21 protein-coding genes are annotated in these 22,162 nt (G+C 69.5%); 12 read left to right on the top strand and 9 right to left on the bottom strand.

Annotated elements, in window-relative coordinates; translation table 11 throughout:
- Positions 1 to 8 precede the first annotated feature (8 nt).
- Complete coding sequence (locus ACQPZZ_RS32885; RefSeq protein WP_432925513.1) at positions 9 to 1,706, bottom strand: pentapeptide repeat-containing protein; 1,698 nt, start codon at positions 1,704 to 1,706, stop codon at positions 9 to 11.
- A 170-nt stretch (positions 1,707 to 1,876) separates the two neighbouring features.
- On the opposite strand from ACQPZZ_RS32885, the gene ACQPZZ_RS32880 reads away from it, so the two are divergent.
- Positions 1,877 to 2,269 (top strand): MerR family transcriptional regulator, encoded by a 393-nt coding sequence (locus tag ACQPZZ_RS32880; RefSeq protein WP_432925511.1) that lies wholly within the window; start codon positions 1,877 to 1,879, stop codon positions 2,267 to 2,269.
- Positions 2,270 to 2,323: 54 nt separating this feature from the next.
- Here the strand turns inward: ACQPZZ_RS32880 and ACQPZZ_RS32875 are convergent, their stop codons facing one another.
- On the bottom strand, positions 2,324 to 4,228 hold the full coding sequence (locus tag ACQPZZ_RS32875; protein ID WP_432925509.1) for an ABC transporter ATP-binding protein: 1,905 nt from the start codon (positions 4,226 to 4,228) through the stop codon (positions 2,324 to 2,326).
- A gap of 230 nt (positions 4,229 to 4,458) precedes the next feature.
- Here ACQPZZ_RS32875 and ACQPZZ_RS32870 point away from each other — a divergent pair, with 230 nt between their 5' ends.
- The 3 genes from ACQPZZ_RS32870 to ACQPZZ_RS32860 all read left to right on the top strand — a co-directional run bounded on the left by ACQPZZ_RS32870 (position 4,459) and on the right by ACQPZZ_RS32860 (position 7,598).
- The gene (locus ACQPZZ_RS32870) at positions 4,459 to 5,742 is read left to right on the top strand and encodes an ABC transporter substrate-binding protein (protein ID WP_432925507.1); all 1,284 of its coding nucleotides are present in this window, start codon (positions 4,459 to 4,461) and stop codon (positions 5,740 to 5,742) included.
- A gap of 81 nt (positions 5,743 to 5,823) precedes the next feature.
- Complete coding sequence (locus ACQPZZ_RS32865) at positions 5,824 to 6,708, top strand: carbohydrate ABC transporter permease (protein ID WP_432925505.1); 885 nt, start codon at positions 5,824 to 5,826, stop codon at positions 6,706 to 6,708.
- Positions 6,705 to 7,598 carry a carbohydrate ABC transporter permease gene (locus ACQPZZ_RS32860; RefSeq protein ID WP_432925503.1) on the top strand — a complete coding sequence of 298 codons (894 nt, stop codon included), beginning with the start codon at positions 6,705 to 6,707 and terminating at the stop codon, positions 7,596 to 7,598. The genes ACQPZZ_RS32865 and ACQPZZ_RS32860 overlap by 4 nt, the downstream gene beginning before the upstream one ends.
- Positions 7,599 to 7,617: 19 nt before the next feature.
- Here ACQPZZ_RS32860 and ACQPZZ_RS32855 read toward each other — a convergent pair whose 3' ends face one another.
- The 3 genes from ACQPZZ_RS32855 to ACQPZZ_RS32845 form a co-directional block, all read right to left on the bottom strand.
- Positions 7,618 to 8,694, bottom strand: coding sequence for a LacI family DNA-binding transcriptional regulator (locus ACQPZZ_RS32855; RefSeq protein WP_432925501.1), 1,077 nt, complete (start codon positions 8,692 to 8,694; stop codon positions 7,618 to 7,620).
- Between the two features lie 74 nt (positions 8,695 to 8,768).
- Entirely contained in the window at positions 8,769 to 9,575 is an 807-nt protein-coding gene (locus ACQPZZ_RS32850) for an IclR family transcriptional regulator (RefSeq protein ID WP_432925499.1), read from the bottom strand.
- Between the two features lie 91 nt (positions 9,576 to 9,666).
- Positions 9,667 to 10,305: an MBL fold metallo-hydrolase gene (locus ACQPZZ_RS32845; protein ID WP_432925497.1), complete on the bottom strand. Its 639-nt coding sequence runs from the start codon at positions 10,303 to 10,305 to the stop codon at positions 9,667 to 9,669.
- Here ACQPZZ_RS32845 and ACQPZZ_RS32840 point away from each other — a divergent pair.
- The gene (locus tag ACQPZZ_RS32840; RefSeq protein ID WP_432925495.1) at positions 10,292 to 10,624 is read left to right on the top strand and encodes a MarR family winged helix-turn-helix transcriptional regulator; all 333 of its coding nucleotides are present in this window, start codon (positions 10,292 to 10,294) and stop codon (positions 10,622 to 10,624) included. The genes ACQPZZ_RS32845 and ACQPZZ_RS32840 overlap by 14 nt on opposite strands.
- 50 nt (positions 10,625 to 10,674) lie before the next feature.
- The gene (locus tag ACQPZZ_RS32835; protein WP_432934628.1) at positions 10,675 to 11,874 is read left to right on the top strand and encodes an MFS transporter; all 1,200 of its coding nucleotides are present in this window, start codon (positions 10,675 to 10,677) and stop codon (positions 11,872 to 11,874) included.
- Here ACQPZZ_RS32835 and ACQPZZ_RS32830 read toward each other — a convergent pair whose 3' ends face one another.
- From ACQPZZ_RS32830 to ACQPZZ_RS32815, 4 genes are all read right to left on the bottom strand, one after another.
- Positions 11,875 to 12,522: a Uma2 family endonuclease gene (locus ACQPZZ_RS32830; RefSeq protein WP_432925493.1), complete on the bottom strand. Its 648-nt coding sequence runs from the start codon at positions 12,520 to 12,522 to the stop codon at positions 11,875 to 11,877.
- A gap of 50 nt (positions 12,523 to 12,572) precedes the next feature.
- Positions 12,573 to 13,166, bottom strand: a complete 594-nt coding sequence (locus ACQPZZ_RS32825) for a cysteine dioxygenase (protein ID WP_432925490.1) — start codon at positions 13,164 to 13,166, stop codon at positions 12,573 to 12,575.
- Entirely contained in the window at positions 13,163 to 14,062 is a 900-nt protein-coding gene (locus ACQPZZ_RS32820) for an amidohydrolase (protein ID WP_363644171.1), read from the bottom strand. The genes ACQPZZ_RS32825 and ACQPZZ_RS32820 overlap by 4 nt, the downstream gene beginning before the upstream one ends.
- A gap of 104 nt (positions 14,063 to 14,166) precedes the next feature.
- Positions 14,167 to 14,541, bottom strand: a complete 375-nt coding sequence (locus tag ACQPZZ_RS32815; RefSeq protein ID WP_363644173.1) for a phage holin family protein — start codon at positions 14,539 to 14,541, stop codon at positions 14,167 to 14,169.
- Between the two features lie 181 nt (positions 14,542 to 14,722).
- Between ACQPZZ_RS32815 and ACQPZZ_RS32810 the strand changes: the two genes are divergently transcribed.
- From ACQPZZ_RS32810 to ACQPZZ_RS32785, 6 genes are all read left to right on the top strand, one after another.
- Complete coding sequence (locus tag ACQPZZ_RS32810; RefSeq protein ID WP_432925487.1) at positions 14,723 to 14,998, top strand: hypothetical protein; 276 nt, start codon at positions 14,723 to 14,725, stop codon at positions 14,996 to 14,998.
- A gap of 52 nt (positions 14,999 to 15,050) precedes the next feature.
- Positions 15,051 to 15,755: a response regulator transcription factor gene (locus ACQPZZ_RS32805; protein WP_363644177.1), complete on the top strand. Its 705-nt coding sequence runs from the start codon at positions 15,051 to 15,053 to the stop codon at positions 15,753 to 15,755.
- Positions 15,752 to 16,816: a HAMP domain-containing sensor histidine kinase gene (locus ACQPZZ_RS32800; protein WP_363644179.1), complete on the top strand. Its 1,065-nt coding sequence runs from the start codon at positions 15,752 to 15,754 to the stop codon at positions 16,814 to 16,816. The genes ACQPZZ_RS32805 and ACQPZZ_RS32800 overlap by 4 nt, the downstream gene beginning before the upstream one ends.
- Before the next feature lie 4 nt (positions 16,817 to 16,820).
- On the top strand, positions 16,821 to 17,207 hold the full coding sequence (locus ACQPZZ_RS32795) for an OsmC family protein (protein WP_432925484.1): 387 nt from the start codon (positions 16,821 to 16,823) through the stop codon (positions 17,205 to 17,207).
- A gap of 1,351 nt (positions 17,208 to 18,558) precedes the next feature.
- Positions 18,559 to 18,786, top strand: coding sequence for an MbtH family protein (locus ACQPZZ_RS32790; RefSeq protein WP_432925482.1), 228 nt, complete (start codon positions 18,559 to 18,561; stop codon positions 18,784 to 18,786).
- A 170-nt stretch (positions 18,787 to 18,956) separates the two neighbouring features.
- The gene (locus ACQPZZ_RS32785) at positions 18,957 to 22,151 is read left to right on the top strand and encodes a non-ribosomal peptide synthetase (RefSeq protein WP_432925480.1); all 3,195 of its coding nucleotides are present in this window, start codon (positions 18,957 to 18,959) and stop codon (positions 22,149 to 22,151) included.
- The last annotated feature ends 11 nt before the right edge of the window (positions 22,152 to 22,162 follow it).

Genomic DNA, 22,162 nt, shown 5'->3' with positions numbered 1-22,162 from the left:
AGCGGCCGTCATCGGCGGTGTGTCAGGGCCGCGCGGCCGCGCGCCACGATGGTCTCCACGTCCTTCAGATCGTCCATGTCGTGGGCCGTCGCCAGCGCCTCCTTCGCCGCGTCGTAGGCGTCCAGGACCGCGTTCCAGTCGACACCGCCGGTTCTGTGCGTCAGGTTGTCGATCTCCTCGCCCAGCCGTGTCACGTTCTCCTCCTGGACGGCCTTGGCGTCTTCGAACCGGACCGCTCTGGCGGCGGCCTGCTCCCTGGCGGCTCTCCTTCGCCGCGCCCTGGCCGTGATCAGTCCGACGGCGATGAAGAGAACGACGAAACCGGCGATGCCGAAGAAGATCAGCCAACCGGCGGACATCCGGCTGGAGGACCCCGTCAGGTCGATGTCCTCGGCGAAGTCCTGCTGAAGCCCGGTGACCTCGGCGTCCTCGAACGTCGCGCCCCGCAGTTGCGCGGAGGACACGTCGGCGTCGGTCAAGGTGGCCTTACGGAAGATCGCGTCCCGATACTTGCCGCTGCGGAGATACGCCCGATCCAGCCTCGCGCCGGTGAAGTCGGCCTGGTCGGCCGTGGCGCTGATCAGCTCCGCATCGCGAAGGTCGGCGCCGAGCAGCTTCGCCTGCGTCAGGTTGGCGCTGCCGAGGGCCGCGCCCGAAAGGTCCGCCCGCGACAGGTTCGCCCCCACGAGGTCGGCGCTGCCGAGCTTGGCCCGCCGCAGCCGTGCACCGCGCAGGTCCGCGCCCTTCGCCGAGCGAAGACTCGCCCCGACGGCGGAGACGTCGCGGAGGATCGCGCGGTTCAGCTTGGTCCCGGTCAGGTCGACGCCGTCCAGTTTGGCGCCGGTCAGATCGGCGCAGCTCAGATCGTCGGGGAAGTCCGTGACCACGGTCAGGTCCCGTTCCCGGTAGTCCTGGCCGCTGCCGGGCTCGCACGACGGATCGGGCGCGGGCAGGAACCTGGGCACGCCCGTGCTCCCGGCCAGCCGGGCGTCCCTGACGTCACGCAGGTCGGCCCCGGCGAGGTCGGCTCCTGTGAAGTCCGCGCCGGTCATCACCGACTCGTACAGTTGCGCGCCGCTGAGATCCGCCTGCCGGAGCACGGTCCTGACCAGGGTGGCGCCGTAGAGTCTGGCCTTCGCCGCCTTGACCCGGCTGAGGTCGGCCCGGCGCATGTCCGCGCCGTAGGCGAAGGCGTCGGTCAGATCGACGCCGACCAGCTTCGCGTCGTCGAACTGCGCGCCGTACGTCTTGGCCCGCGTCATCGTGGCCCCGCTGAGGTCGGCCCCCTCGAAGTGCGCGTAGTACGGCGCGGAGTCGTCCATGGTCGCCCGGCGCAGGTCGCTGCCGCGCAGGTCGGCGTAGTACAGCTCGGCCTCGGAAAGGTCGGCCTCGCGGAGTCTGGCCCCGGCCATCTGGGCGTACCCGAGGTGGGCCCCCTTGAGCGAGGCCCCGGTCAGATCGGCACCGATGAGCACGCTCCGCACGGTCAGGCCGTCCAGTTTGGCGCCGCGGAGGTCCGCACAGGACAGGTCGGCGGGCAGGGGCGACCGGGTGAGGTCCCTGCCGGCGAGATGCGGGCCGCTGCCGGGGCGGCACGGGAGGCGGTCGCCCGGCGTCGCGGCGCCGGCCGGGGTCATCGGGATCGACAGCACGATCGCGGCGGAGAGGGTCACCACACCGGCGATTGAGCGGGGGAAGCCGGGCATTTCTGTCTCACTGTCTATATAAGGGACGCCGCCCAGACGCTCCTTTGGAGCGCGGGCAGATCGTACGTGTCAGGACCCGTTATAAGGCGGCGAGTTGCGCCCCGCTTGCGAGACACCTACAGCTCGTCAGCGCGCCTGCGCCCGAGATCCGATGTGACAGGATCAATGGCGTGGCCGTGTACACACCTGGACAAGTCGTCGAGGAGACCGGGTTCAGCCTCGACACCCTGCGGTACTACGAACGGATCGGGCTGCTGGAGCCGGTCGGCCGTAACGCGGCGGGCCAGCGTCGGTTCACAGAGGACGACGTGAGCTGGCTCGGCATGGTCCGCTGCCTGCGGGACACCGGCATGCCGATCGCGGAGATGCTGCGCTTCGCCCAGCTCGTACGGCAGGGCGAGCACACCATCGAGGCCCGGATCGCCCTGCTGGACGAGCACGACCGGAAGGTCGAGGCCCAGATCGCCGACCTGCGCCAGAAGCAGGGGGCGATCCAGCGGAAGATCCAGTACTACAAGGACGTGCGCACCATGCGCGACATGCTCCCCGAGCAGGCCTCCTGACGGGTCGAGTGCAAGATCAAGGACCGTGAGTGCCGAAGTGGGCACGCCTGGCGTTCAGGTCGTCCGGTATGCCTCCGCCTGGAGGTTGTAGAGCTCGGCGTAGACGCCGTCGAGGGCGATCAGCTCGTCGTGCGTGCCGTGCTCACGGACCTTTCCGTGGTCGAGCACGTAGATGCGGTCGGCGTAACGGACGCTGGCGAGGCGATGGGTGATGAGCAGCACGGTCCGGCCGTCGGCGTGCCGCCGGATCCGCTCGAACAACGCGTGCTCGGCCCTGGCGTCGAGGGCCGCCGTGGGCTCGTCGCAGATCAGCAACGGCGCGTCCCGGTAGAATCCGCGGGCCACCGCGATTCGCTGCCACTGCCCGCCCGACAGCTCGTGGCCGTTCTTGAACCTGCGGTCGAGCAATGTGCGGTAGCCGTACGGGAGTTCGGCGATGACCTGGTCGGCGCCGGCGACCTCGGCGGCGCGGGCCACCTCGGTCTCGCCCTTCTCCATGCCCATCGTGATGTTGTGGCGGGCGGTCAGCGGCCAGCGGGTGTGGTCCTGGGCGATGACCGCGATCCTGCGGCGGAGGCTGCCGGGGTCGACCTCGGCCAGGTCGACGTCGTCCCACAGGACGCGGCCTCCGTCCGGCTCGTACAGCCCGGCGAGGATCTTGGAGAGGGTGGTCTTGCCCGACCCGTTCTCCCCGACGAGGGCCACGACCTCGCCGCGCTCGATGCGAACCGACACCCCGCGCAGGGCCGGGGCCGGCGCGGCGGGATAGGAGAAAGTGACGTCCTCGACCGTGATGCGGCCGAACCCGTCGGGGGCCTGTCGTTCCCGGGCGGCCGGGATGCGGCCCTCGGCGTGCGCGACGAAGTCCAGGAAGTCGGTGAAGTAGAGACCCTCCTCGTAGAGATGGTTCGTCGCGAACATCACATTGGCCAGTGACGTCTGGCCGGAGCGGATCGCCAGCACCGCGGTGCCGGCCACCGCGAGCGGCACGGCACCCGCCGCGAGCAGCAGGCCGAGCGCGACGTAGACCACGCCCTGCCCCAGGCCGCTGAGCGCCTCGCCGAGGACGCGGGCGACCGTCTGCCGCCGCGCGAGGTCGAGCATGACCCGCTGCTCGCTCCGGGCCACCGCGTCGAACATCCGCAGCAGGAAGCCGCGCATGGTGAACGTGCGGACCTCGGCCGCGGTGTCCTTGTCGGCGAGCAACTCCTCGATGATCCACTTGCGGCGCCGGGCCGGGACGAGCACGAGAGACGTCGTGTAGCGCATCCTGGCCGCCCGCACGGCCGCCCAGGCGTCGGGGACGACCGCGAGCAGGAGCAGCGGCAGCAGCACGGGGTGCAGCACGCCCAGCACGCCCGCCGCGGCCACGATGCCGACCAGGCCCGTCAACGTGTCGATGGTCGTGCTCACGACCGCCTCGGCCATCTGCATGCCGCGCATGCGGGCCCGCTGCAGCGCGTCGTGAAACTCGGGATCGTCGAAGCAGACGAGCTCGACCCGGCTGGTCAGCGTGTAAAGACGCTCCTCGGTGATTCGGCTGACCTGGGGTTCGAGCCGGGACTGCGCCCAGTTCGCCCCGGCCTGCAGGGCCGTGCGCGCGGTGGCGGCCAGGCCCACCAGCAGCAGGCTGGGCAGCGCGGCCCGGACCCGATCGGGGGTGGGCCCCGCCTGGAACAGCGCGGTCAGCACGCCCGTGGTGGCGAGCAGGCCGAAGGCGGTGAAGACGCCGCCGAGCATGCTCAGCGTGACCGTGGCCACGGTGTCGCGGCGGCTTGCCTCCCAGGCGATGCCCAGTGCCTGCCGGACCAGCCGGGGCAGCCGTCGCGCGACCGTGAGGAAGCCCAGCCCCGCCATCGTGCCGTAGTGTCGCGCCCATTGCGGAGACTCGACGTCCGCCATGTCCGGCAGGTCGTCCTCCGACAGATGATCAGGTCCCCCCTGTTGTGCGACCGTCATACCTGCAGTGTGAGCGCGTGTGCCGACGATTTCCCGGGGGCGTGTCGCGGCGTTCCTTTTGACGCTTGCCCTTAACGCGTGGCCAGAGTCGGTATGCAGAGACGTTATCGGCCCAAACTTGACGACATACCGGTGGAAGTGGGTTGATGGGGCCAGTCTGACAACGTTGTCAGTCACATCTGTCTTCGGGGGCCCGAAATCCTCCTGAGATGCCTGAAGGGAATGTTGCGATGAGACGACGGTGGATGGCGGCCGTCGCGGTCTCTGTTGCAGGTCTGCTCACTCTTTCCGCCTGTGGCGGCGGTGACAAGCAGGAGAGCGGAGGCGGTCAGGCCGCGAAGAAGGTCGAGGTCTTCTCGTGGTGGACGGGTCCCGGTGAGGCCGACGGCCTCAAGGCGATGCGTGAGATCTTCGCCAAGCAGAACCCGGACTTCGAGTTCTTCGACGCCGCGGTCGCCGGCGGCTCGGGCGACCAGGCCCGCGCGCTGCTGTCGAGCAAGCTGCAGGCCAACCAGCCCCCGGACACCTTCCAGGGCCACGCCGGAGCCGAGCTCCAGGGCTACATCAAGAGCGGCAAGCTGGAGGCGCTGAACTTCCTGTACGACGAGCTGAAGCTCAAGGAAGTCTTCCCGCAGCAGCTCATCGACCAGATCTCGGTGCAGGGCCAGCTGTACTCCGTGCCGGTGAACATCCACCGGTCGAACGTCCTGTGGTTCAACCCCTCGGTCCTGAAGAAGGCCGGCATCGACGGCGCGCCGAAGACCGTCGAGGAGTTCGTCACCGACCTCGAGAAGGTCAAGAAGACCGGGAAGATCCCGCTGTCGATCGGCTCGCAGTGGACCCTGGTGCACCTGCTCGAGTCCGTGCTGCTCGGCTCGCTCGGCACCGACGCCTACAACGCCCTGTGGACGGCCAACGCCGACTGGTCCAACGCCAATGTGACCAAGGCGCTGGAGAACTTCAAGACCATCCTGTCGTACGCGGGCAGCCCGCAGGACGACTGGCAGCCGGCGGCCAAGCAGGTCGCCGACGGCGAGGCGGCCTTCAACATCATGGGCGACTGGGCCTACGGCTACTTCCACAACCCGCCGCAGGGCGGCCTCGGCAAGGAGTCGCACAAGGACTTCGACTGGGCCGCGTCGCCGGGCACGGACGGCACCTTCATGTGGCTGTCGGACAGCTTCACGCTGCCGAAGGGCGCACCCAACCGCGACGGCGCGATCGCGTGGCTGAAGGTGGCCGCCAGCAAGGAGGGCCAGGACGCGTTCAACCCGCTGAAGGGCTCGATCCCGGCCCGCAAGGACGCCGACCAGTCCCTCTACAAGGACTACCTGTCCTGGGACCTGGAGCAGTGGGCGAGCGACAAGCTGGCCGGCTCGATCCAGCACGGCGTGGTCGCCAACGACCAGTGGCGTCAGGCGATCACCGACGCGGTCGGCCTGTTCCAGCAGGACAAGGACGTCGCCAAGTTGCAGCAGGCGCTGGTCGCGGCGGCCAAGAACAGCGGCCAGTGAGCTGATCTCCTCGTACGGCCCACGCCGGAGACCCAACGGCGTGGGCCGTACTTGATCTCCTGAGAGGTACAAGTGACGCGGGTGCGAAGATGGCTGCCCGGGCTACTCCTGGTGTCGCCGTCGATCATCCTCATCGCGGTCTTCGTGTACGGCCTGCTGGGCTGGAACTTCAAGCTCGCCATGACCGACAAGCACGACGAGATCGCGGAGATCCCCGGCAACTTCGTCGGGCTGGAGAACTTCACCTCCATCTGGAGCGAGGAGCGCTGGGGCCTGTCGGTCCGGCACGCGATCGTCTTCACCGTGGTCTTCGTCGGCGGCGCGCTCGTCCTCGGCTGGCTGCTGGCCTTCCTGATGGAGAAGGGCATCCGGGCGGAGAGCGGCTTCCGCGCCGTCTACCTGTTCCCGATGGCCGTCTCCTTCATCGCCACCGGCGTGGTGTGGCGATGGCTGATGAACAGCGCGACGGGTGATCAGGCGGTCGGGCTCAACCGGCTCTTCCACTATGTGGGGCTCGACTTCCTGCAGTGGCAGTGGTTCCGCGATCCCGGGTGGGGCATGGCCGCCATGGCGATCCCGGCGATCTGGCAGATGTCCGGATACATCATGGCGCTGTTCCTCGCCGGGTTCCGGGGCGTGCCCGAGGAACTGCGCGAGGCCGCCCGGGTGGACGGCTGCAGTGAGTGGGGGGTCTACCGGCACGTGGTGCTGCCGATGCTGCGCCCGGTGACGCTGTCCGCTCTGATCATCCTCGGCCACATCTCGCTGAAGGTCTTCGACCTCGTCGTCGCGGTGTCGGGCAAGCAGATCATCACCGACGTGCCCGCGACCTTCATGTGGACGGCGGTCTACGATTCGCACGACCCGGCGAAGGGCGCGACGATCGCCTCCTACATCGTGCTGTCCGTCGCCGTCTTCGTCGTTCCCTACCTGATCTGGGACGCCCGTAAGGGGAAGCGTTCATGACCGCGCACGTCGCCGAGAAGGCCCCGGCCGCCGCGCCCGCCGCCCCGGGCCGCGGGCGGGGCAGGGCCGCCGCGTGGGTGCGGCTCGTCCTGCTGCTGCTGTTCGTCCTGGTCTTCCTGATCCCGGTCTACGTCCTGCTGGTCACGAGCTTCAAGCCGCTCAGCGAGGCCGACCCCACGCAGGCGTGGAACCTCCCGAAGGTGTGGACGACCGAGGCGTGGAGCGTCGCCTGGGAGAAGCTCGAGCCCGGCATCGTCAACAGCTTCCTGCTCGCGATCCCCGGGTCGCTGATCTCCGCCGCCCTCGGATCGCTTAACGGGTACGTGCTGTCCAAATGGCGCTTCCCCGGCGCCGACGTGCTGTTCACGCTGTTCCTTTTCGGCATGTTCATCCCGTACCAGGGCGTGATGATCCCGCTGGTGCAGCTCATGGTGAACGTGGGCGACACGCTCGGCGTGCAGTTGTACGGCGGCATCCCCGGCCTGGTCCTCGCCCACGTGGTGTACGGCATCCCGATCTGCACGCTGATCTTCCGCAACTACTACGTCACGATCCCCGACGAGCTCATCGAGGCGTCCCGCGTCGACGGCGCGGGGATGCTGCGGACGCTCTGGTCGATCGTGCTGCCGGTCTCCGGCCCGGCGTTCGCCGTGGTGATCATCTGGCAGTTCACCTCGATGTGGAACGACTTCCTCTTCGCGGTCTTCCTCACCGGGCCGAGCTCGTGGCCGACGACGGTCATGCTCAACAACATCGCGGGCGCGGTGACGACGCCGTACAGCCAGCAGATGGCGGCGGCGATCCTGGCGTCCATTCCCACGATGGTCGTCTACGTGCTGCTCGGCAGGTTCTTCATGCGCGGTCTCATGGCGGGCGCCCTCAAGGGCTGAGGCCGGGAGCCGAGGCGAATCAGCCCGCCGTACGGTCCCGGAGAGGCAGAGGAGGGCGTTCGCCCGAGCCCCGCGGAACCAGCCGCGTGGTGAGCTCGATCCTGCTGGTCGGCCCGTCGTCCCCGGACAGGCGCATGAACAGCAGGTCGGCTGCCGTACGGCCGAGCCGGGCGGGATCCTGCGCCACAACGGTGATGCCCAGCAGGTCGGCCAGTTCGAAGTCGTCGAACCCCACCAGGGCGAGGCCGCCCGCGGCGCCCGCGTCGGCGGCGTCGGTGAGCGACGCCAGCGCCCGCAGGGTCTCCACGGTGGTGCGGCCGTTGCCGGTCAGCACCGCGGTCGGCGGGTCGAACGCCGTGAGCAGCCGGGTCAGATCAGCCCGCATCCGCGCCGGGTCCGGCGGCCCCATGACCACCAGGCCCTCGTCGTACGGCAGGCCGGCGGCGGCCAGCGCCTGCCGGTAGCCGCGCAGCCGTTCCGAGGCGGTGAATATGTCGGGGGAATCGCCGAGGAAGGCGATGCGGCGGTGGCCGTGCGTGATCAGGTGGGCGGTTCCCGTCCTGGCCCCGCCCACGTTGTCGCACAGGACGGTGTCCGCCTCGCATCCCGCCCCGGGCGGCCGGTCGGCGAAGACCGCCTTGATCCCGGCATCGAACTCGGGTGCCAGGTAGTCGTGGTCTCCCCCGGCCGGCACAATGATCAGCCCGTCCACACGGCGGGCGCAGAAGGCGAGCACGACGTCGCGCTCGCGGGCCGAGTCCTCCCGGGACGACCCGGTGAACAGCAGGTAGCCGTGGTGCAGTGCGGCGTCCTCCACGGCCCGGCTGAGGCTGGAGTAGAAGGCGTCGGCGACGTCCTCGATGACCAGGCCGATGCTCGCCGTACGGCCCCGCCGCAGGATGCGCGCGCTGTCGTTGCGGCGGTAGCCGAGCCGTTCTATGGCCGCCTGCACGCGTTCCGCGGTCGCGGCGTTGACGCCGGCTTCGTTGTTGACGACGCGGGAGACGGTCTTGAGCGCCACACCGGCCGCGGCGGCCACGTCGTTCATGGTCGGACGGCCGCGTCTCATCTCTCCCACGCTGAGATCATCCCCCATTTCACGACGATAGACAACGTTGTCAATTCCATGGTGAGGGATGGTCGCTTCTGTGGAGACGCGGGGGTGCCTGCTCAAGGGCGGCCCGCGCCTCCGGTGGCGGGAAGAACACGGCCCGCGCCTCCGGTGGCACGGAGGTCGGTCTCGATCCTGGCGGCGGTGGCGAGCAGCGGGGGAAGCAGGTCGCGACGGGCCGACTCCACGGTGGTGCGGCTGGCGTGCGAGGAGATGTTGACCGCGGCCGCCACCCGGCCGTCGCGGTCCCTGATCGGCGCCGCGATCGACCGCAGGCCCTCCTCCAGTTCCTGGTCCACCATCGCCCAGCCCTGGGACCGTACGCGGTCGAGCGCGGTGCGCAGGGCGACCGGCGAGGTGGTCGTGTGCGGGGTCAGCCGCTCCAGGCCGGCGCGGGTGAGGTAGGCGTCGAGGTCCTCCGGGGGGAGCCCCGCGAGCAGCACCCGGCCCATGGAGGTGCAGTACGCCGGGAAGCGGGTGCCGATCGCTATCGTCACGCGCATGATCCGGGCCGTCGGTACGCGGGCCACGTAGACGATGTCGGTGTCGTCGAGCACGGAGACCGACGCCGACTCGTGCACCTCGGCGGCGAGCCGTTCCAGGTGCGGCAGCGCGACCTCGGGCAGGGAGAGGCTCGAAAGGTAGGCGTAGCCCAGCTCCAGCACCCGGGGCGACAGGGAGAACAGACGCCCGTCGGTCCGCACGTAACCCAGCTCGGCGAGCGTCAGCAGGAACCTGCGCGCCGCGGCGCGGGTGAGACCGGTCTTGCGGGCCACCTCGCTCAGCGTCAGCTCCGGGCTCGCCGCGTCGAACGCCCGGATCACGGCCAGACCCCGGGCCAGTGACTGGACGTGCTCCTCCGCCATGGCCACCTCCCGACCGAACCCTAGCGCCTGACCTGACGTTCACCGATTCGTACGGCCCCGCACCCGCTCACCCCACCCCGGCCCCCGCCCGTCAGGCGATGGGGACCCAGGCGAAGCGGCCGTCGGGACGGCGTTCGGCGCGTCCGAAGACCACATCGGCGAAGTGGCCGCCGTAGCCCACCGTGCCGGGGCGGCTCAGCTCCTCGACCAGGCGGCGGCGGTGCTCGGCGGACTCGGCGGGGTCGTGGTCGATCCCGCAGGACCATTCGGGGCGGGTGACCTGGACCGGGGAGTGGAGCGCGTCGCCGAACGCGATGAGCCGCCGGTCGCCGGCGCTGATCACATAGGTGGTGTGGCCGACGGTGTGCCCGGCCGCGAACCGGGCACGGACGCCCGGGAAGATCTCCTCGCCGTCCGCGGCGGGGTGGACTCGGGAGGCGAAGGCGGCAAGACGCTCCGCGGTGGCCCCGCCTTCGGCGGCCAGGTCGCGCCGCTCCCACTCGGGCGCCGCGACGAAGTGGGTGGCATGCGCGAACGGCGGGGTGTCCGTGCCGGGCGCGGGGGTCCACGCCCAGCCGAGGTGGCCGGTGTGCAGATGGGTGATGGCGACGGCCTCGATGTGCCGCGGCTCGCGGCCCAGCCGTCGTAGGTTGTCCGGCAGTTCGCCGCCGTACAAGCGGCCGCGCCGCCACGCGGCGTGCGCGCCGCCACGCGGCGTGCGCGCCGCCACCCTCGGCCTGACCGCCGCGCAGGGTGTCGCGCTGCGCGAGCTGACCCGCCCCATGACCCTGCGCGAGCTCGCCGAACGGATGAGCTGCGAGCCGTCCAACGCCACATTCGTCGCCGACCGCCTGGAAGAGCAGGGCTATCTCGAACGCCACCCGCACCCCGGCAACCGCCGTGCCAAGCAGCTCGTCCTGACCCCCGAGGGCGCCGAACTCCGCGAACGCCTCCTCGGCCTGCTCTCCGAGAACTCCCCCCTGGGCTCCCTGGCCCCAGAGGAGCAGGACGTTCTGCGGCGGCTCCTCGCCCGCGCCCTCATCCACTAAGCAGCTCCGACGGGCGCCGAAAGAGACCGGCCGGTAGGGTTTGGCGGGTGATGAGGGGGATTGCGAAACATCGGGGAACCGTGCTGCTGGTGGCCGGGTTCGTCCTGGCGGCGCTGAACCTGAGGCCCGCTCTCGCGGGCGTCTCACCGCTCCTCCCGGCCATCATGCGAGACCTCGGTCTCGGCCCCGCCGGGGGCGGCGCCATCACCACGGTCATGGTGGCGTGCCTCGGCCTGCTCGCCCCGGTCGCGCCCGTGCTGGCCACCCGGGTCGGGCTGGACCGCACGCTGCTGGCCGGCCTGCTCGTCCTGGCCGCCGGTGTCGCGCTGCGCAGCGCGGACGGCGTGCCCGCGCTGTACTGCGGCGCCGCCCTGGCGGGCACGGCCATCGCCGTCATGAACGTCGTCATGCCGGGCCTCGTGAAGCAGCACTTCCCCGGCCGGATCGGGCTCTTCACCGGTCTGTACGTCTCGGTCATGGTGGGCGGGGCCGCCCTGGCCTCGGCGACGATGGTCCCGCTGGCGGGCCGCGTCGGCTGGCGGGTGGCGGCGGGGTCGCCGGCCCTGCTCGCGCTGCTGGCGGCGGTCCTGTGGTGGGCGTCGACATCGATGCGGACGGCGCCGATCGCCGGGCGGTCCGGCGGCGTCCCCGGCCACCGGCCCTATGGAACCCTGCTCCGCACGCCGACGACATGGGCGGTCATGGCGTTCATGGGCCTGCAGTCGCTGACTTTCTATGTCTTGCTGGCCTGGCTGCCCACCGTGTTCCAGGCCGCCGGCCTGCCCGCGGACGAGGCGGGTTACCTGTTGGGCCTGACGAACCTCGTGCAGATCGCCGCGGCGCTGGCCGTTCCCCTGCACGCGGGCCGGGCCCGGTCCCAGGTGCCGCACGTGGTGGTGGCCGCGCTGCTGACCGTCGGTGGATACCTGGGGGTGCTGCTCGCGCCCGCCACCGTGCCGTGGCTGTGGATGATCGTCCTCGGGCTCGGCCAGGGCGCCTCGATCGCGCTCGCCCTGCTGATCATCACGCTGCGGGCGCCCGACCCGGCCTCGGTGACCGCGCTGTCGGCGGTCGCTCAGTCGAGCGGCTATGTGCTGGCCGCGCTCGGGCCGCTCGCGTTCGGCCTGCTCCACGAGCTGTCCGGCGGCTGGACCGTGCCCCTGCTCGCCGGGCTGGGGGCCTGCGCGATCCAACTGGCGTCGGGTGTCCTCGCCGCCCGCCCGACGCCCGGCTGGTCGCCGCGCCGATAGTCAGCGCGGCAGCCGTACGAGATCGATGTCGATGGGAAAGGGGGTGTCCACCGCGAGACGGGTGTGGTGGACGCCGGTCACCTGGTATCCGGCGCCGTCGGCGTCGAGTTCGAAGGAGTAGACGAACGGCCGGCAGTCGCTGCTCTCCACCCGCCAGAAGTGGGGGATGCCGGCCGCCGCGTAGTGCCGCGGCCGCACGTCGCGGTCCGTGACGCCCGCGTCGGGGCCGACGACCTCGATGACCAGCCGCACCTCTTCGGCGAGATAGCAGATCCTCTCGTCGTCGGCGGCGGCGAGGTCGTCCACCAGCGAGACGTCGGGACGGGCGCGCCGCTCCGGCCCCAGCAGGACGTCCATCCGGCTCACCGCCACCAGGTCGCCCGGGACCTGCGCGTTCAGGGCCGTGCGCAGGCCGTAGGTCACACGTTCGTGGAACCGCGTCTGGGGGCCCGTGGGGATGAGGGCGGCGGCGGGGTGATCGGCATCGGGGTGATCGGCGTCGGGGTGGTCGGCATCGGGGTGGTCGGCGCGGTCCTCGCCGTCCCGCCGCTCGCCGGCGGCGGGACGGAGCCGGGAAAGCCGATCGGAGACGCCTCCGGCCCCGCCTCCCGCACGGGGCTGGAGCCAGTCATCGAGCACGCTGGTCATGAGATCAGCCTAGCGTCACCCAACGTGATGGCCGAACTACTCGAATCGCTCTAAGCGGGGTCGACCGGGCGCAATTCGTCCGCGTACCCGACCGAAAGACGGCGCATGGTCCCGTCCTCAGTGATGGAGTACTGCCCCATGCGCCACAGCGGCGGCGAGTACGCGTGGATCGAGACCGAGCCCGGCGCCTCGCCGGTCAGCCGGTGGATGTGGTCGGGCCCGAACGAGAACGCCTCACCCTCCACGACCGACGTCTCCAGGTGGGCGCCTCCGATGCGCGGGTTGCACTCCTTCAGCTCGCCGGCCACCACCTTCACCGCACCCGAGGAGACGTCGTGGTCGTGCCAGCCGGTGTCGTCCCCGGGGCGCCAGCACAGCAGCCACACGTCCACGTACGCGTCGCGGTGCAGCGAGACGTAGTGGCGGCCCCCGTCCTGCGTGCCGTCGAAGTTGAGGTGGTGACGCCACAGGCCGGGCCGCGTGGCCAGGTCCTCCACGAGGGCGAGCAGCTCGCGCCGGTCGAGGGCGCGGGCGGGCAGGCCGCCGAAGGGAGCCGGGTCGGTCAAGGAGGCCGGGTCGGCTGAAGAGGTCAGGTCGGTTGAGGAGGCACAGAGCGCGCCTTCCTGGATCGTGGGCGTGCTCATTGGTGCGACTCCTTCCGGGACAGCAGGCGGCCGGGATTGGCCACGCGGACGGCGTGATCGATGGCTCGTTGTGCGGGGTCGCCGGGGTCGGGCCACACCGACTCGGCGTACGGCTGGTCGCTTCCGGCGACGAGGACGTCGATTCCGAGTTCGCGGATCACCGCGTCGGCGGCCCGGGGGCCGTAGGACGACGTCTCCAGGAACAGGCCGGGGTCCACCAGGCCGCGCCCGGCGGCGCCCCGGCTCAACTGGCGCTCCCTGTGCAGCGGGGCCAGCCCGGCCAGCAGCGCGAAGCACACCTTCAGACGGGGATGCCGGGGCCGGCCGAACGCCTCGAAGGCGTACCAGGCCGCGTGCATCTGCTGCACGTACGGCACGACGGCGGCCCACCACGCCGGGCCCGCCGCCGCGGCGGGGCCCGGGTGGACGAACAGCGGCAGGCCGCGGTCCTCCAGCACGTCGAGCAGCGGGGCGGCCAGGGCCAGCCCCCGGGCGTCCCCGAGTGCGGTCGCCGGAAGCTGCAGTCCGGCCAGCCCGTGATCGAGAGTGCGCGCGAGCCGTACGGGATCGGGATCGGTCACCGGGGCGGCGGCCCAGGCGCCGAACGGCGCGGGCAGCGCGCTCGCGTCGGCGTGGTAGGCGTCGATGAGCGGCCACGCCTCCTCCGGCGGCAGGTGCTCGATCCCGAGTGGACTCGACAGGGAGACGAGGGCGAGGTCGAGGTGGGCGTTGCGCTTGCGCCGGATCTCCACGTCGTGGTCGGCCGGATCCGCGTCGTACGGCGGCTCGCCGTCGAGAACGAGCGTCCACCCGTCCAGGTGAGGCGGGCGGGTGCGCCGGCGGAGCGCGTCGACGAGCGACGGCGTCCACAGGTGCTGATGCACGTCCACACGCATCGTCCGCCCCTTCCAGGAAGCAGGAAGCCCTAATTCCCTACTAACAATACATGCTTTAAGCGCGGGTGTGACCCCGGAGCGCGCATGACGCGCCCCGGGATCGCTCAGTCGTCGTCTCCGAGGATCATGTTGAGGAGCCAGCTGATCACGCCGACGACGATGGCGCCCCAGAAGGCGGCCATGAACCCGTCGACGTGGAAGGGGAGGTTGAGCTGCTCGGCGAGCCAGCTCGTGAGCAGCAGCAGGGCGGCGTTCACCACCAGGGCGAACAACCCGAGCGTGAGCACGTAGAACGCGCAGCCGATCGTCTTGATGACCGGCTTGATGACCGCGTTCACGAGGCCGAAGATCAGCGCGACCGCTAGGAGGGTGCCGATCTGCTTGGCGGTGGAACCGGCGCTGACGGTGATGCCGTCCACCAGCTTGGTGGACGCCCACAGGGCCGCGGCCACCACGATGATCTTGAGTATGACCTTCACTTCTAGGATCCTTCCACGGGACGGCAAAGAGCGCGCGGTTCCCGGATGGCCGTTGAGCGGGCCCGAACCGGCGGCAGTGGAGGAGCGGCAAACAAGCCGTTCGCTTTCGGCGGTCTTTTCTCCGCCTCGGGGGTATAAGGGGCAAACCCGGGGGAAACCCACGAGTTGGGGGTGAGATCGGATGGACGTCAAGGAGCTCGAGTCGCTCCCCGCGAAGGAGCTGCACGACCGCGCCGTGCGCTACGCCGTACGGCACGGCGACCTGGGATTCCTGTGGGATCTGCTCAAGGTCATTCCAGCGGCCGAGGCCGCCAGCGGCAACAGCGACGAGACCGCGAACGACCTCAGCAGGGTCTCGGCGCTGCTCAGCGATGCGATCGGGGCTGGCCACGGCGAGCTCGGCGACGCGCTCCGGCCGGTCTACGTCGACTATCTGTCCAAACACCCCGACGCCTGAACGCGGGGAGCGCGCTCAGCAACCTCTCATCTCCGCACGCCACAATGGCGGCGTGGTCAAGACACAGGTGCTCGTCGTCGACGACGAACCCGAGGTACGCGACGCGATCGCGCGGGCACTGCGCGTCGAGGGGTACGGCGTGGCGACCGCCGGCGACGGCCTGGACGCCCTCGACGTCATCGACGGCGCGGCGCCCGACCTCGTGGTGCTCGACGTGCTCATGCCGGGCATGGACGGCATCGAGGTCTGCCGGGCGTTGCGCGGCGACGGCAACCGCCTGCCGGTGCTCATGCTGACGGCACTGGACGGCATCACCGACAAGGTCGCGGGCCTCGACGCGGGCGCCGACGACTACCTGGTGAAGCCGTTCGCGCTCGAGGAGCTGTTCGCCCGGGTCCGTGCCCTGTTACGGCGCGCCGCGCCGCCTCCGGAAGCAGGCTTCGCCGACCTGGTCCTGCTGCCCGACAGCAGGCAGGCCCGGCGCGGCAGGCGGCTCATCGATCTGACCAGGACCGAGTACGCCCTGCTGGACCTGCTGATCCGCAACGGCGGCCAGGTGCTGACCAGGCAGGTCATCCTCGAGCGGATCTGGGGCTACGGCTTCCGGCCGGGGTCGAACCCCCTGGAGGTCTACATCGGTTACCTGCGCAAGAAGACCGAGTCGGCGGGCGAGCCGCGGCTGATCCACACCGTCCACGGCCTCGGGTACGCGCTCAGGGAGCCCACGGCTTCCCCCACCGCCGGGGAGGAGCGGTGAAGCTGCGCTGGCGGCTCGCGATGGCCTCCGCGCTGGCCGCCGCGGTGAGTGTGATCGTCGTGATCGTGGCCGCCTACGTCATCACCTGCCGCCGGGTGGAGTGGGCGATGAACCACTACGGGACGTACGAGAGGTACGGCGATCGGCCCCCCAACGGCGTGCTGGCCGCCCTCTCCGACGTGGAGGACCTGGGCTGGCCGTTCGTCGCCGTGGCGCTCGGCGGCCTGGTGCTGTCGGGCGCCCTGGGCTGGCTGGCCGCCCGCGCCGCGCTGCGGCCGGTCAACGCGCTCAAGGACGCCGCCGGCCGGGTCGCCACGACCCGGGACCTGACCACCCGGATCGAGGTGGCGGGCGACGACGAGCTGAGCAGCCTGGCACGGAGCTTCAACGCGATGCTCGACGCGCTGGAACGCTCCGCGAAGTCGCAAAAGCGCCTCGTCGCCGACGCCTCCCACGAGCTGCGCACCCCGCTCACCGCCCTGCGGACCAACGTCGAACTGCTGATGCGCGGCGACCTGCCGCAGGAGGTCCACGACGAGGTGAGCCGGGCCGTGGTGAGCGGCCTGGAGGAGCTCACGGCGCTCGTCTCCGACGTGGTGGAGCTGGCCCGCGACGAGGAGCCCGCCGTGCTCGTGGAGAGCGTGCGCCTCGACGAGCTGGTGGAGCGGGAGGTCGCCCGGGCGGCCAGGCACTGGCCGTCGACGGCGTACTCCCTTTCGGTCGAGCCCGCGGTGGTGCGAGGCGTGCCCGACCGGCTCGCGCGGGCCGTCGCCAACCTGCTCGACAACGCGGCCAAGTACAGCCCCGCCGGCGGCCTGGTCGAGGTGTCGCTGCGGGGCGGTGTGCTGACGGTGCGCGACCACGGCCCCGGCATCTCGCAGGCCGATCTGCCGCACGTCTTCGACCGCTTCTACCGCGCGCCCTCTGCGCGGGCCCTGCCCGGCTCGGGGCTGGGCCTGGCCATCGTCGGCCAGGTCGTGGACAGCCACGGCGGCAGTGTGTCGGCCGCGTCCGCTCCCGGCGGAGGCACACTCGTGCGGCTGGCGTTGCCAGTAGGGTGAGGTCATGGGCTCTGTACGCGTCGAGCGGACCGAGGACGGGTTCGTCGCCCGCAACGACCGCGGCGCCGAGATCGCGATGGGCGCCGGTGACGGCCTGTTCAGCCCGGTGGAGCTGCTGCTGGCCGCCGTCGGCGGGTGCAACGTCATGACCGTCGAGCCGCTGACCGCCAAGCGCGGTCACCGGCTCCTCCGGCTGGCCGTCGAGGTCTCCGCCGAGAAGGAGAGCCCGACCCTGCTGCGCTCGGTCACGGTGACGTACGACGTGGAGTTGCCCCCGGAGGACTCCGGCGAGGTGTTCGAGGCCGTCGCCGAGCGGGTCCACGAGCGTCACTGCACGGTGAGCCGGTCGCTGCAGAAGGGCACCGAGGTCAGGCTGGATCTCGGGCGGTAGCACGGGCGGAGTGGGGCCCGTTCGGATGTAGGCCGGAAATCAACCTGCCTTGACGACTTCATGACAGGGCCCCTTGTAGTGTTGAAGCAGGTCCTCAGGAGGGGCCGACAGACCTTCTTGATAAAGGACGCGGATGGGGGAACCGCGTCCGGAAAGCGGGGGACCCGCCGGTGCCTTTGGGGAGGGCATTCCTGGCGGAACCGCTTTGATCCGGAGCCGGGCAGTTGGGGGACTGCCCGGCTCCGGCATTTCCAGGGTCCTGTACCCGTTCTCCCCGTTCTGTTCTCCTCCTGTCCTGCTCTTCCGGTCCGGCGGGTCCCACCGGGGGCAGCAGACGGCCCGGAGACTTGGTGCGGACGACGCGCTTCCCGGGGCCGCGTCCGCGTCGGCGGCGGATGCCGTCACCGTGCTCGGGCCGATCGCGACCGGCGTGATCGAGGGTGCCTGCCGACGACAGACCGCCGGAAGATTCGGACCTCGCCGGGGCAGGCTCGGGCCTTGCCGGGACCGAAGCGGTGTTTGAACTCGGGGCGTTGACCGCCGACGGTCATCTCGACGCTTACCGACGTTGCCGCCCCGCCCGACAACACGAATCGCGTAATTCCGAATAACGAAGCACCCGTTGAGCTGGTGAGATGCGGTAAGTGCACCGAGGCGCCCGTCTCTCCAAGCGCATGACTCGACAGCCGGCGCGCGGGTCGGACGTTCAATCCGCTCAACCAGATGATCCGGAGCAGGTCTTGATTTTTGGTCTCACCCCTGGGCAGAATCCATGTTAAGGGATGGAGGCGCTCCTAGAGAAACGGCGGCCTCCTGGATTCGGTCTTCGTCCGGCTCGGCGCTCCGGCGAAGCTGAATTATTCGGAACGCCGGCCCGGCCGCTCCAGTCGTCGAGGACGGGCTATCTCCGACTAACTGCGTAATCGGCATAAAGGATCGTGGAAGTGCACCGTCCATTTTGCATCCAGTCTGACACACACAAATGCGACGGCAGTATGCGTACCGGGCGGATCATGTTAGGCTGACAAACATGGTTCGCTGGGAGAGCGCGCCGCCGGGCAGGGACGCGGGAATTCTGCCTGACAGCACAAATCGGCGGCCGAGTATCGACCAAACCGTGGGTTCGTCCACAGCATCATTCCGGCGTGGTGCAGTGCCTACCGCAGGGTGCCGGGCTACGTGTCCGCACCTGCCGCCCGGAGGGCGCGGCGCATCCCCGGCAGTCCTTTCGCCGGCGCCCCTCCCGTGGAACCGCCTCTTCTGAGATCCGACGGTTGGATCGCATAGCAGTGGCTCGGTTTTTCTGGGCCCTCTGTGGTGGCCCGAACAATCATTACCCCGGAGGCGAACCATGTCCGGCATTTTCGAGGATGTTGATTCACGCTATTTTGTCCTGGTCAACAGTGAAGAACAGTACTCGCTCTGGCCGTCATCCCTGGAGGTCCCGGTTGGCTGGGCCGTCACGTATGGTGCCGCGATCAGGGAGGAGTGCCTGGAGTTCGTTGAAGAACAGTGGATCGACATGCGTCCTCGGAGCCTGCGTGATGCCATGTCGGCCTCGGATAATGTCTCGACGTGATGACGTTACCGAGTGAAACAACCTCCGGTACGTGCGCGCCCAAGTTCCATGCGTATTCCAGCTCGGGTGTAATGATGGTCCAGGCTCGGCTGTCGACGTCTCACGCCGGCGAGGCAATCACGTCCGATGCTGCGGCGCATGACGATTAAAGGAGAGAATTCATTTTTCCGTTGTCGTTTGCTCAGCGTCGCCTGTGGTTCATGTGGCAGCTTGAGGGGCCGAGCGCGATTTATAACGAGCCGGTGCTGCTGCGATTATCGGGGAAGCTCGACGCGGAGGCTCTGCAGGCGGCGCTCGGTGATCTCGTGGCGCGCCATGAGAGTCTGCGGACGGTGTTCCCGTCGGTGAGCGGGGAGCCTTATCAGCGGGTTCTGCCGGCCGGTGAGGTGAGGGTCCTTGTAGAGCACGTCGAGGTGGCGCCGGGGGAGGCGGGTGCCCTGGCGGCCGAGGCGGCGAGTCACGCGTTCGATCTGGCGCAGGAGATTCCTCTCAGAGCACATCTGTACCGCACTGCTCCTGACGAGCATGTGCTGCTTCTGCTGATGCATCACATCGCCGGTGACGGATGGTCACTGGGTCCGATGCGCCGTGATCTGGCGGAGGCCTACAACGCCCGGCTTGGTGGAGCGGCTCCGCAGTGGGCGCCGCTGCCGGTCCAGTACTCTGACTACACTCTGTGGCAGCGCGAGCTGCTGGGCGACAGGGGTGACGCCGGCAGCGTCGGGGCGCAGCAGTTCGAGTACTGGCGTGCGCAGCTTGCCGGTCTTCCTGAGGAGCTTCCGCTGCCGACGGACCGGCCGCGTCCGGCGGTGGCCAGCCACGCCGGGGGCATTCACGAATTCCGTCTTTCCGCGGACCTGCATGTGCGTCTGGCGCATCTGGCGAATGAGAGCCGGTCGACCATGTTCATGGTGATGCAGGCGGCTTTTGCCGCACTGCTGACCCGGCTGGGCGGCGGCACGGACATCCCGCTCGGGTCCGTGATCGCCGGTCGTACCGACGAGGCCCTGGAAGATCTGATCGGTTTTTTCGTCAACACTCTTGTGCTGCGGACCGATACCTCTGGAGACCCGACCTTCCGCCAACTGCTGGAGCGTGTCCGGTCCACCGATCTGGAGGCCTACGCCAACCAGGACATCCCCTTCGAGCGGCTGGTCGAGGAGCTCAATCCGACCCGCACCACGGCCCGTCACCCCCTCTGCCAAGTCATGTTCACGTTCCAGAACGGCGAAGAGGAGGATCCCGGCTTCGACAATCTCCGCACCACCTGGCAGGACCTCGGTACCGGTACAACGAAGTTCGATCTCGAACTGAGTATGGCCGAGATTTTCACCTCGGACCGGCAGCCGGCCGGTATCAGCGCCCACATCCAATACAGCTCGGATCTTTTCGATCACCCGACGGCGGTGGCTGTCGCGGAGCGGCTGGTTCGCTTTCTGGAGGGGGTCGCCGCCGGTCCGGATCTGGCGATCAGCCGGATTGACGTCCTCGCTCCCGCGGAGCGTGAGCTGCTGTTGCGGGTGTGGAACGACACCGCGGTTGTTCGTGCGGATGAGTTGACGGTGCATGAGCTGGTGGAGCGGCAGGCGGGGCGGACGCCGGATGCGGTTGCGGTGGTGTGTGGGGGGAGCCGGCTGACGTATCGGGTGTTGAACGGCCGGGCGAATCAGCTGGCTCGTCATCTGGTGGCGCGGGGGGTGGGTGCGGGGGATCTGGTCGGGGTGTGTCTGGAGCGCGGGCCGGACATGATCGTCGCGTTGCTCGGTGTTTTGAAGGCGGGTGCGGCCTATGTGCCGATGGATCCTGACTATCCCGGGCAGCGTTTGGAGTTCATGCTGGGCGATACCGGGGCGTCGTTGCTGGTGACGCAGGAGTCGTTGGCGGGGCGTTTCGCGGGCGTGGCTGTCGAGTGTGTGCTGGTGGATCGGGATCGGCCGGTTCTGGATGCCTTGGCGGATGCGGATCTTCGGCTGCGGGTGGGGCCTGATTGTCTGGCTTATGTCATTTACACCTCTGGTTCCACCGGGGTTCCCAAGGGCGTGATGATCGAGCACCGCTCGATGAGTGACCGCCTCCAGGAGATGCGGTGCCGGTACGCCCTGGACGGCAGCGACCGGATCCTCCAGTTCGCCTCGATCAGCTTCGATGCCGCCGCCGAACAGATCTTCCCCGCCCTCATGTCCGGCGGCCGTATCGTCCTGCGTGACAACGACAAGTGGACACCGGCCCGCATCGTCCGGGAAATCCGGGACAACGGCATCACCATCGCTGATCTCACGCCGTCGCTCTGGCAGCAGATCATCCCCCGCATCGAGGCCGGCCGCGGACTGGGCTCAGCTTTCCGCCTCATGGTCCTCGGGGGTGAACAAGTACCGGAAAACCTCCTCGACCAGTGGTTCAAACACACGGCCACCCCCATCCACAACACGTATGGACCGACCGAGACCACTATCACCTCTACCTCTCACCTCATCACCCGGGAAGCGCCTCTATCGCTCATCGGGCGTCCGGTCGCGAACACCGAGGTGTACGTGATGGACGAGTACGGGCAGCTCGCGCCGGTCGGGGTGCCGGGGGAGCTGTGGATCGGCGGGGTCGGTCTCGCTCGTGGTTATCTGAACCGGCCGGAGCTCACCCGGGAGAAGTTCGTCCCGCATCCCTTCTCCGGCGATCCCGATGCCCGCGTGTATCGCACGGGTGATCGGGTTCGCTGGCTTGCCGACGGCACCCTGGAGTTCCTCGGGCGTGTGGATCATCAGGTCAAGGTCCGCGGTCTGCGTATCGAGCTGGGGGAGATCGAGGCGGTGCTGGCCTCTCATGATCAGATCACCGCGGCTGTCGTGGTGGTCCGTGAGGACGGTCCGGGTGACAAGCGTCTGGTGGCCTACGTCGCGCCCGCCGCCGGTGCCGACCCCGGCGCGGCCGCGCTGCGGGAATGGTGCAGGCGTGCTCTTCCCGACTACATGGTCCCGGGGTGGATCGTCAGCCTGCCGGCTCTTCCCCTCACTCCCAACGGCAAGATCGACCGTGATGCCCTGCCCGAGCCTCCCAGCGACCGGCCCGACCTCGCCGACGCCTACACCGCACCCCGCGACGAGATCGAAACCGCCATCGCCGGCATCTGGTCCGACGTCCTCGGCATCGACCGCGTCGGCATCCACGACAACTTCTTCGACCTCGGCGGACACTCACTCCTCGCGACACGAGTCATCAACCAGATCGAGCTCCTCACAGGCCTGAACATTTCCCTGAAGGAGTTTTTCCTGGCTCCGACCGTGGCCTCGCTGATAGGAAAGCTTCTGGAGCTCGTTTCGGATGGTGAAGCAGACGGCGTCAGCAATGACGACGCATCCGAGACCTATTGATGACTGCGGGA

The organism is Microbispora sp. CA-135349, from assembly GCF_050947365.1.
In the GTDB taxonomy this organism is placed as follows: domain Bacteria; phylum Actinomycetota; class Actinomycetes; order Streptosporangiales; family Streptosporangiaceae; genus Microbispora.
Note: the sequence above shows the minus strand (reverse complement) of the source record. Positions and strands in the feature narration are given on the sequence as shown.

Bases quoted from the DNA above. Each gene is read 5' to 3' on its own strand.
- ACQPZZ_RS32885 (WP_432925513.1), bottom strand. From the start codon at position 1,706: ATGCCCGGCTTCCCCCGCTCAATCGCCGGTGTGGTGACCCTCTCCGCC.
- ACQPZZ_RS32875 (WP_432925509.1), bottom strand. From the start codon at position 4,228: ATGACGGTCGCACAACAGGGGGGACCTGATCATCTGTCGGAGGACGAC.
- ACQPZZ_RS32870 (WP_432925507.1), top strand. From the start codon at position 4,459: ATGAGACGACGGTGGATGGCGGCCGTCGCGGTCTCTGTTGCAGGTCTG.
- ACQPZZ_RS32860 (WP_432925503.1), top strand. From the start codon at position 6,705: ATGACCGCGCACGTCGCCGAGAAGGCCCCGGCCGCCGCGCCCGCCGCC.
- ACQPZZ_RS32855 (WP_432925501.1), bottom strand. From the start codon at position 8,694: ATGGGGGATGATCTCAGCGTGGGAGAGATGAGACGCGGCCGTCCGACC.
- ACQPZZ_RS32850 (WP_432925499.1), bottom strand. From the start codon at position 9,575: ATGGCGGAGGAGCACGTCCAGTCACTGGCCCGGGGTCTGGCCGTGATC.
- ACQPZZ_RS32835 (WP_432934628.1), top strand. From the start codon at position 10,675: ATGAGGGGGATTGCGAAACATCGGGGAACCGTGCTGCTGGTGGCCGGG.
- ACQPZZ_RS32830 (WP_432925493.1), bottom strand. From the start codon at position 12,522: ATGACCAGCGTGCTCGATGACTGGCTCCAGCCCCGTGCGGGAGGCGGG.
- ACQPZZ_RS32825 (WP_432925490.1), bottom strand. From the start codon at position 13,166: ATGAGCACGCCCACGATCCAGGAAGGCGCGCTCTGTGCCTCCTCAACC.
- ACQPZZ_RS32820 (WP_363644171.1), bottom strand. From the start codon at position 14,062: ATGCGTGTGGACGTGCATCAGCACCTGTGGACGCCGTCGCTCGTCGAC.
- ACQPZZ_RS32810 (WP_432925487.1), top strand. From the start codon at position 14,723: ATGGACGTCAAGGAGCTCGAGTCGCTCCCCGCGAAGGAGCTGCACGAC.
- ACQPZZ_RS32795 (WP_432925484.1), top strand. From the start codon at position 16,821: ATGGGCTCTGTACGCGTCGAGCGGACCGAGGACGGGTTCGTCGCCCGC.
- ACQPZZ_RS32790 (WP_432925482.1), top strand. From the start codon at position 18,559: ATGTCCGGCATTTTCGAGGATGTTGATTCACGCTATTTTGTCCTGGTC.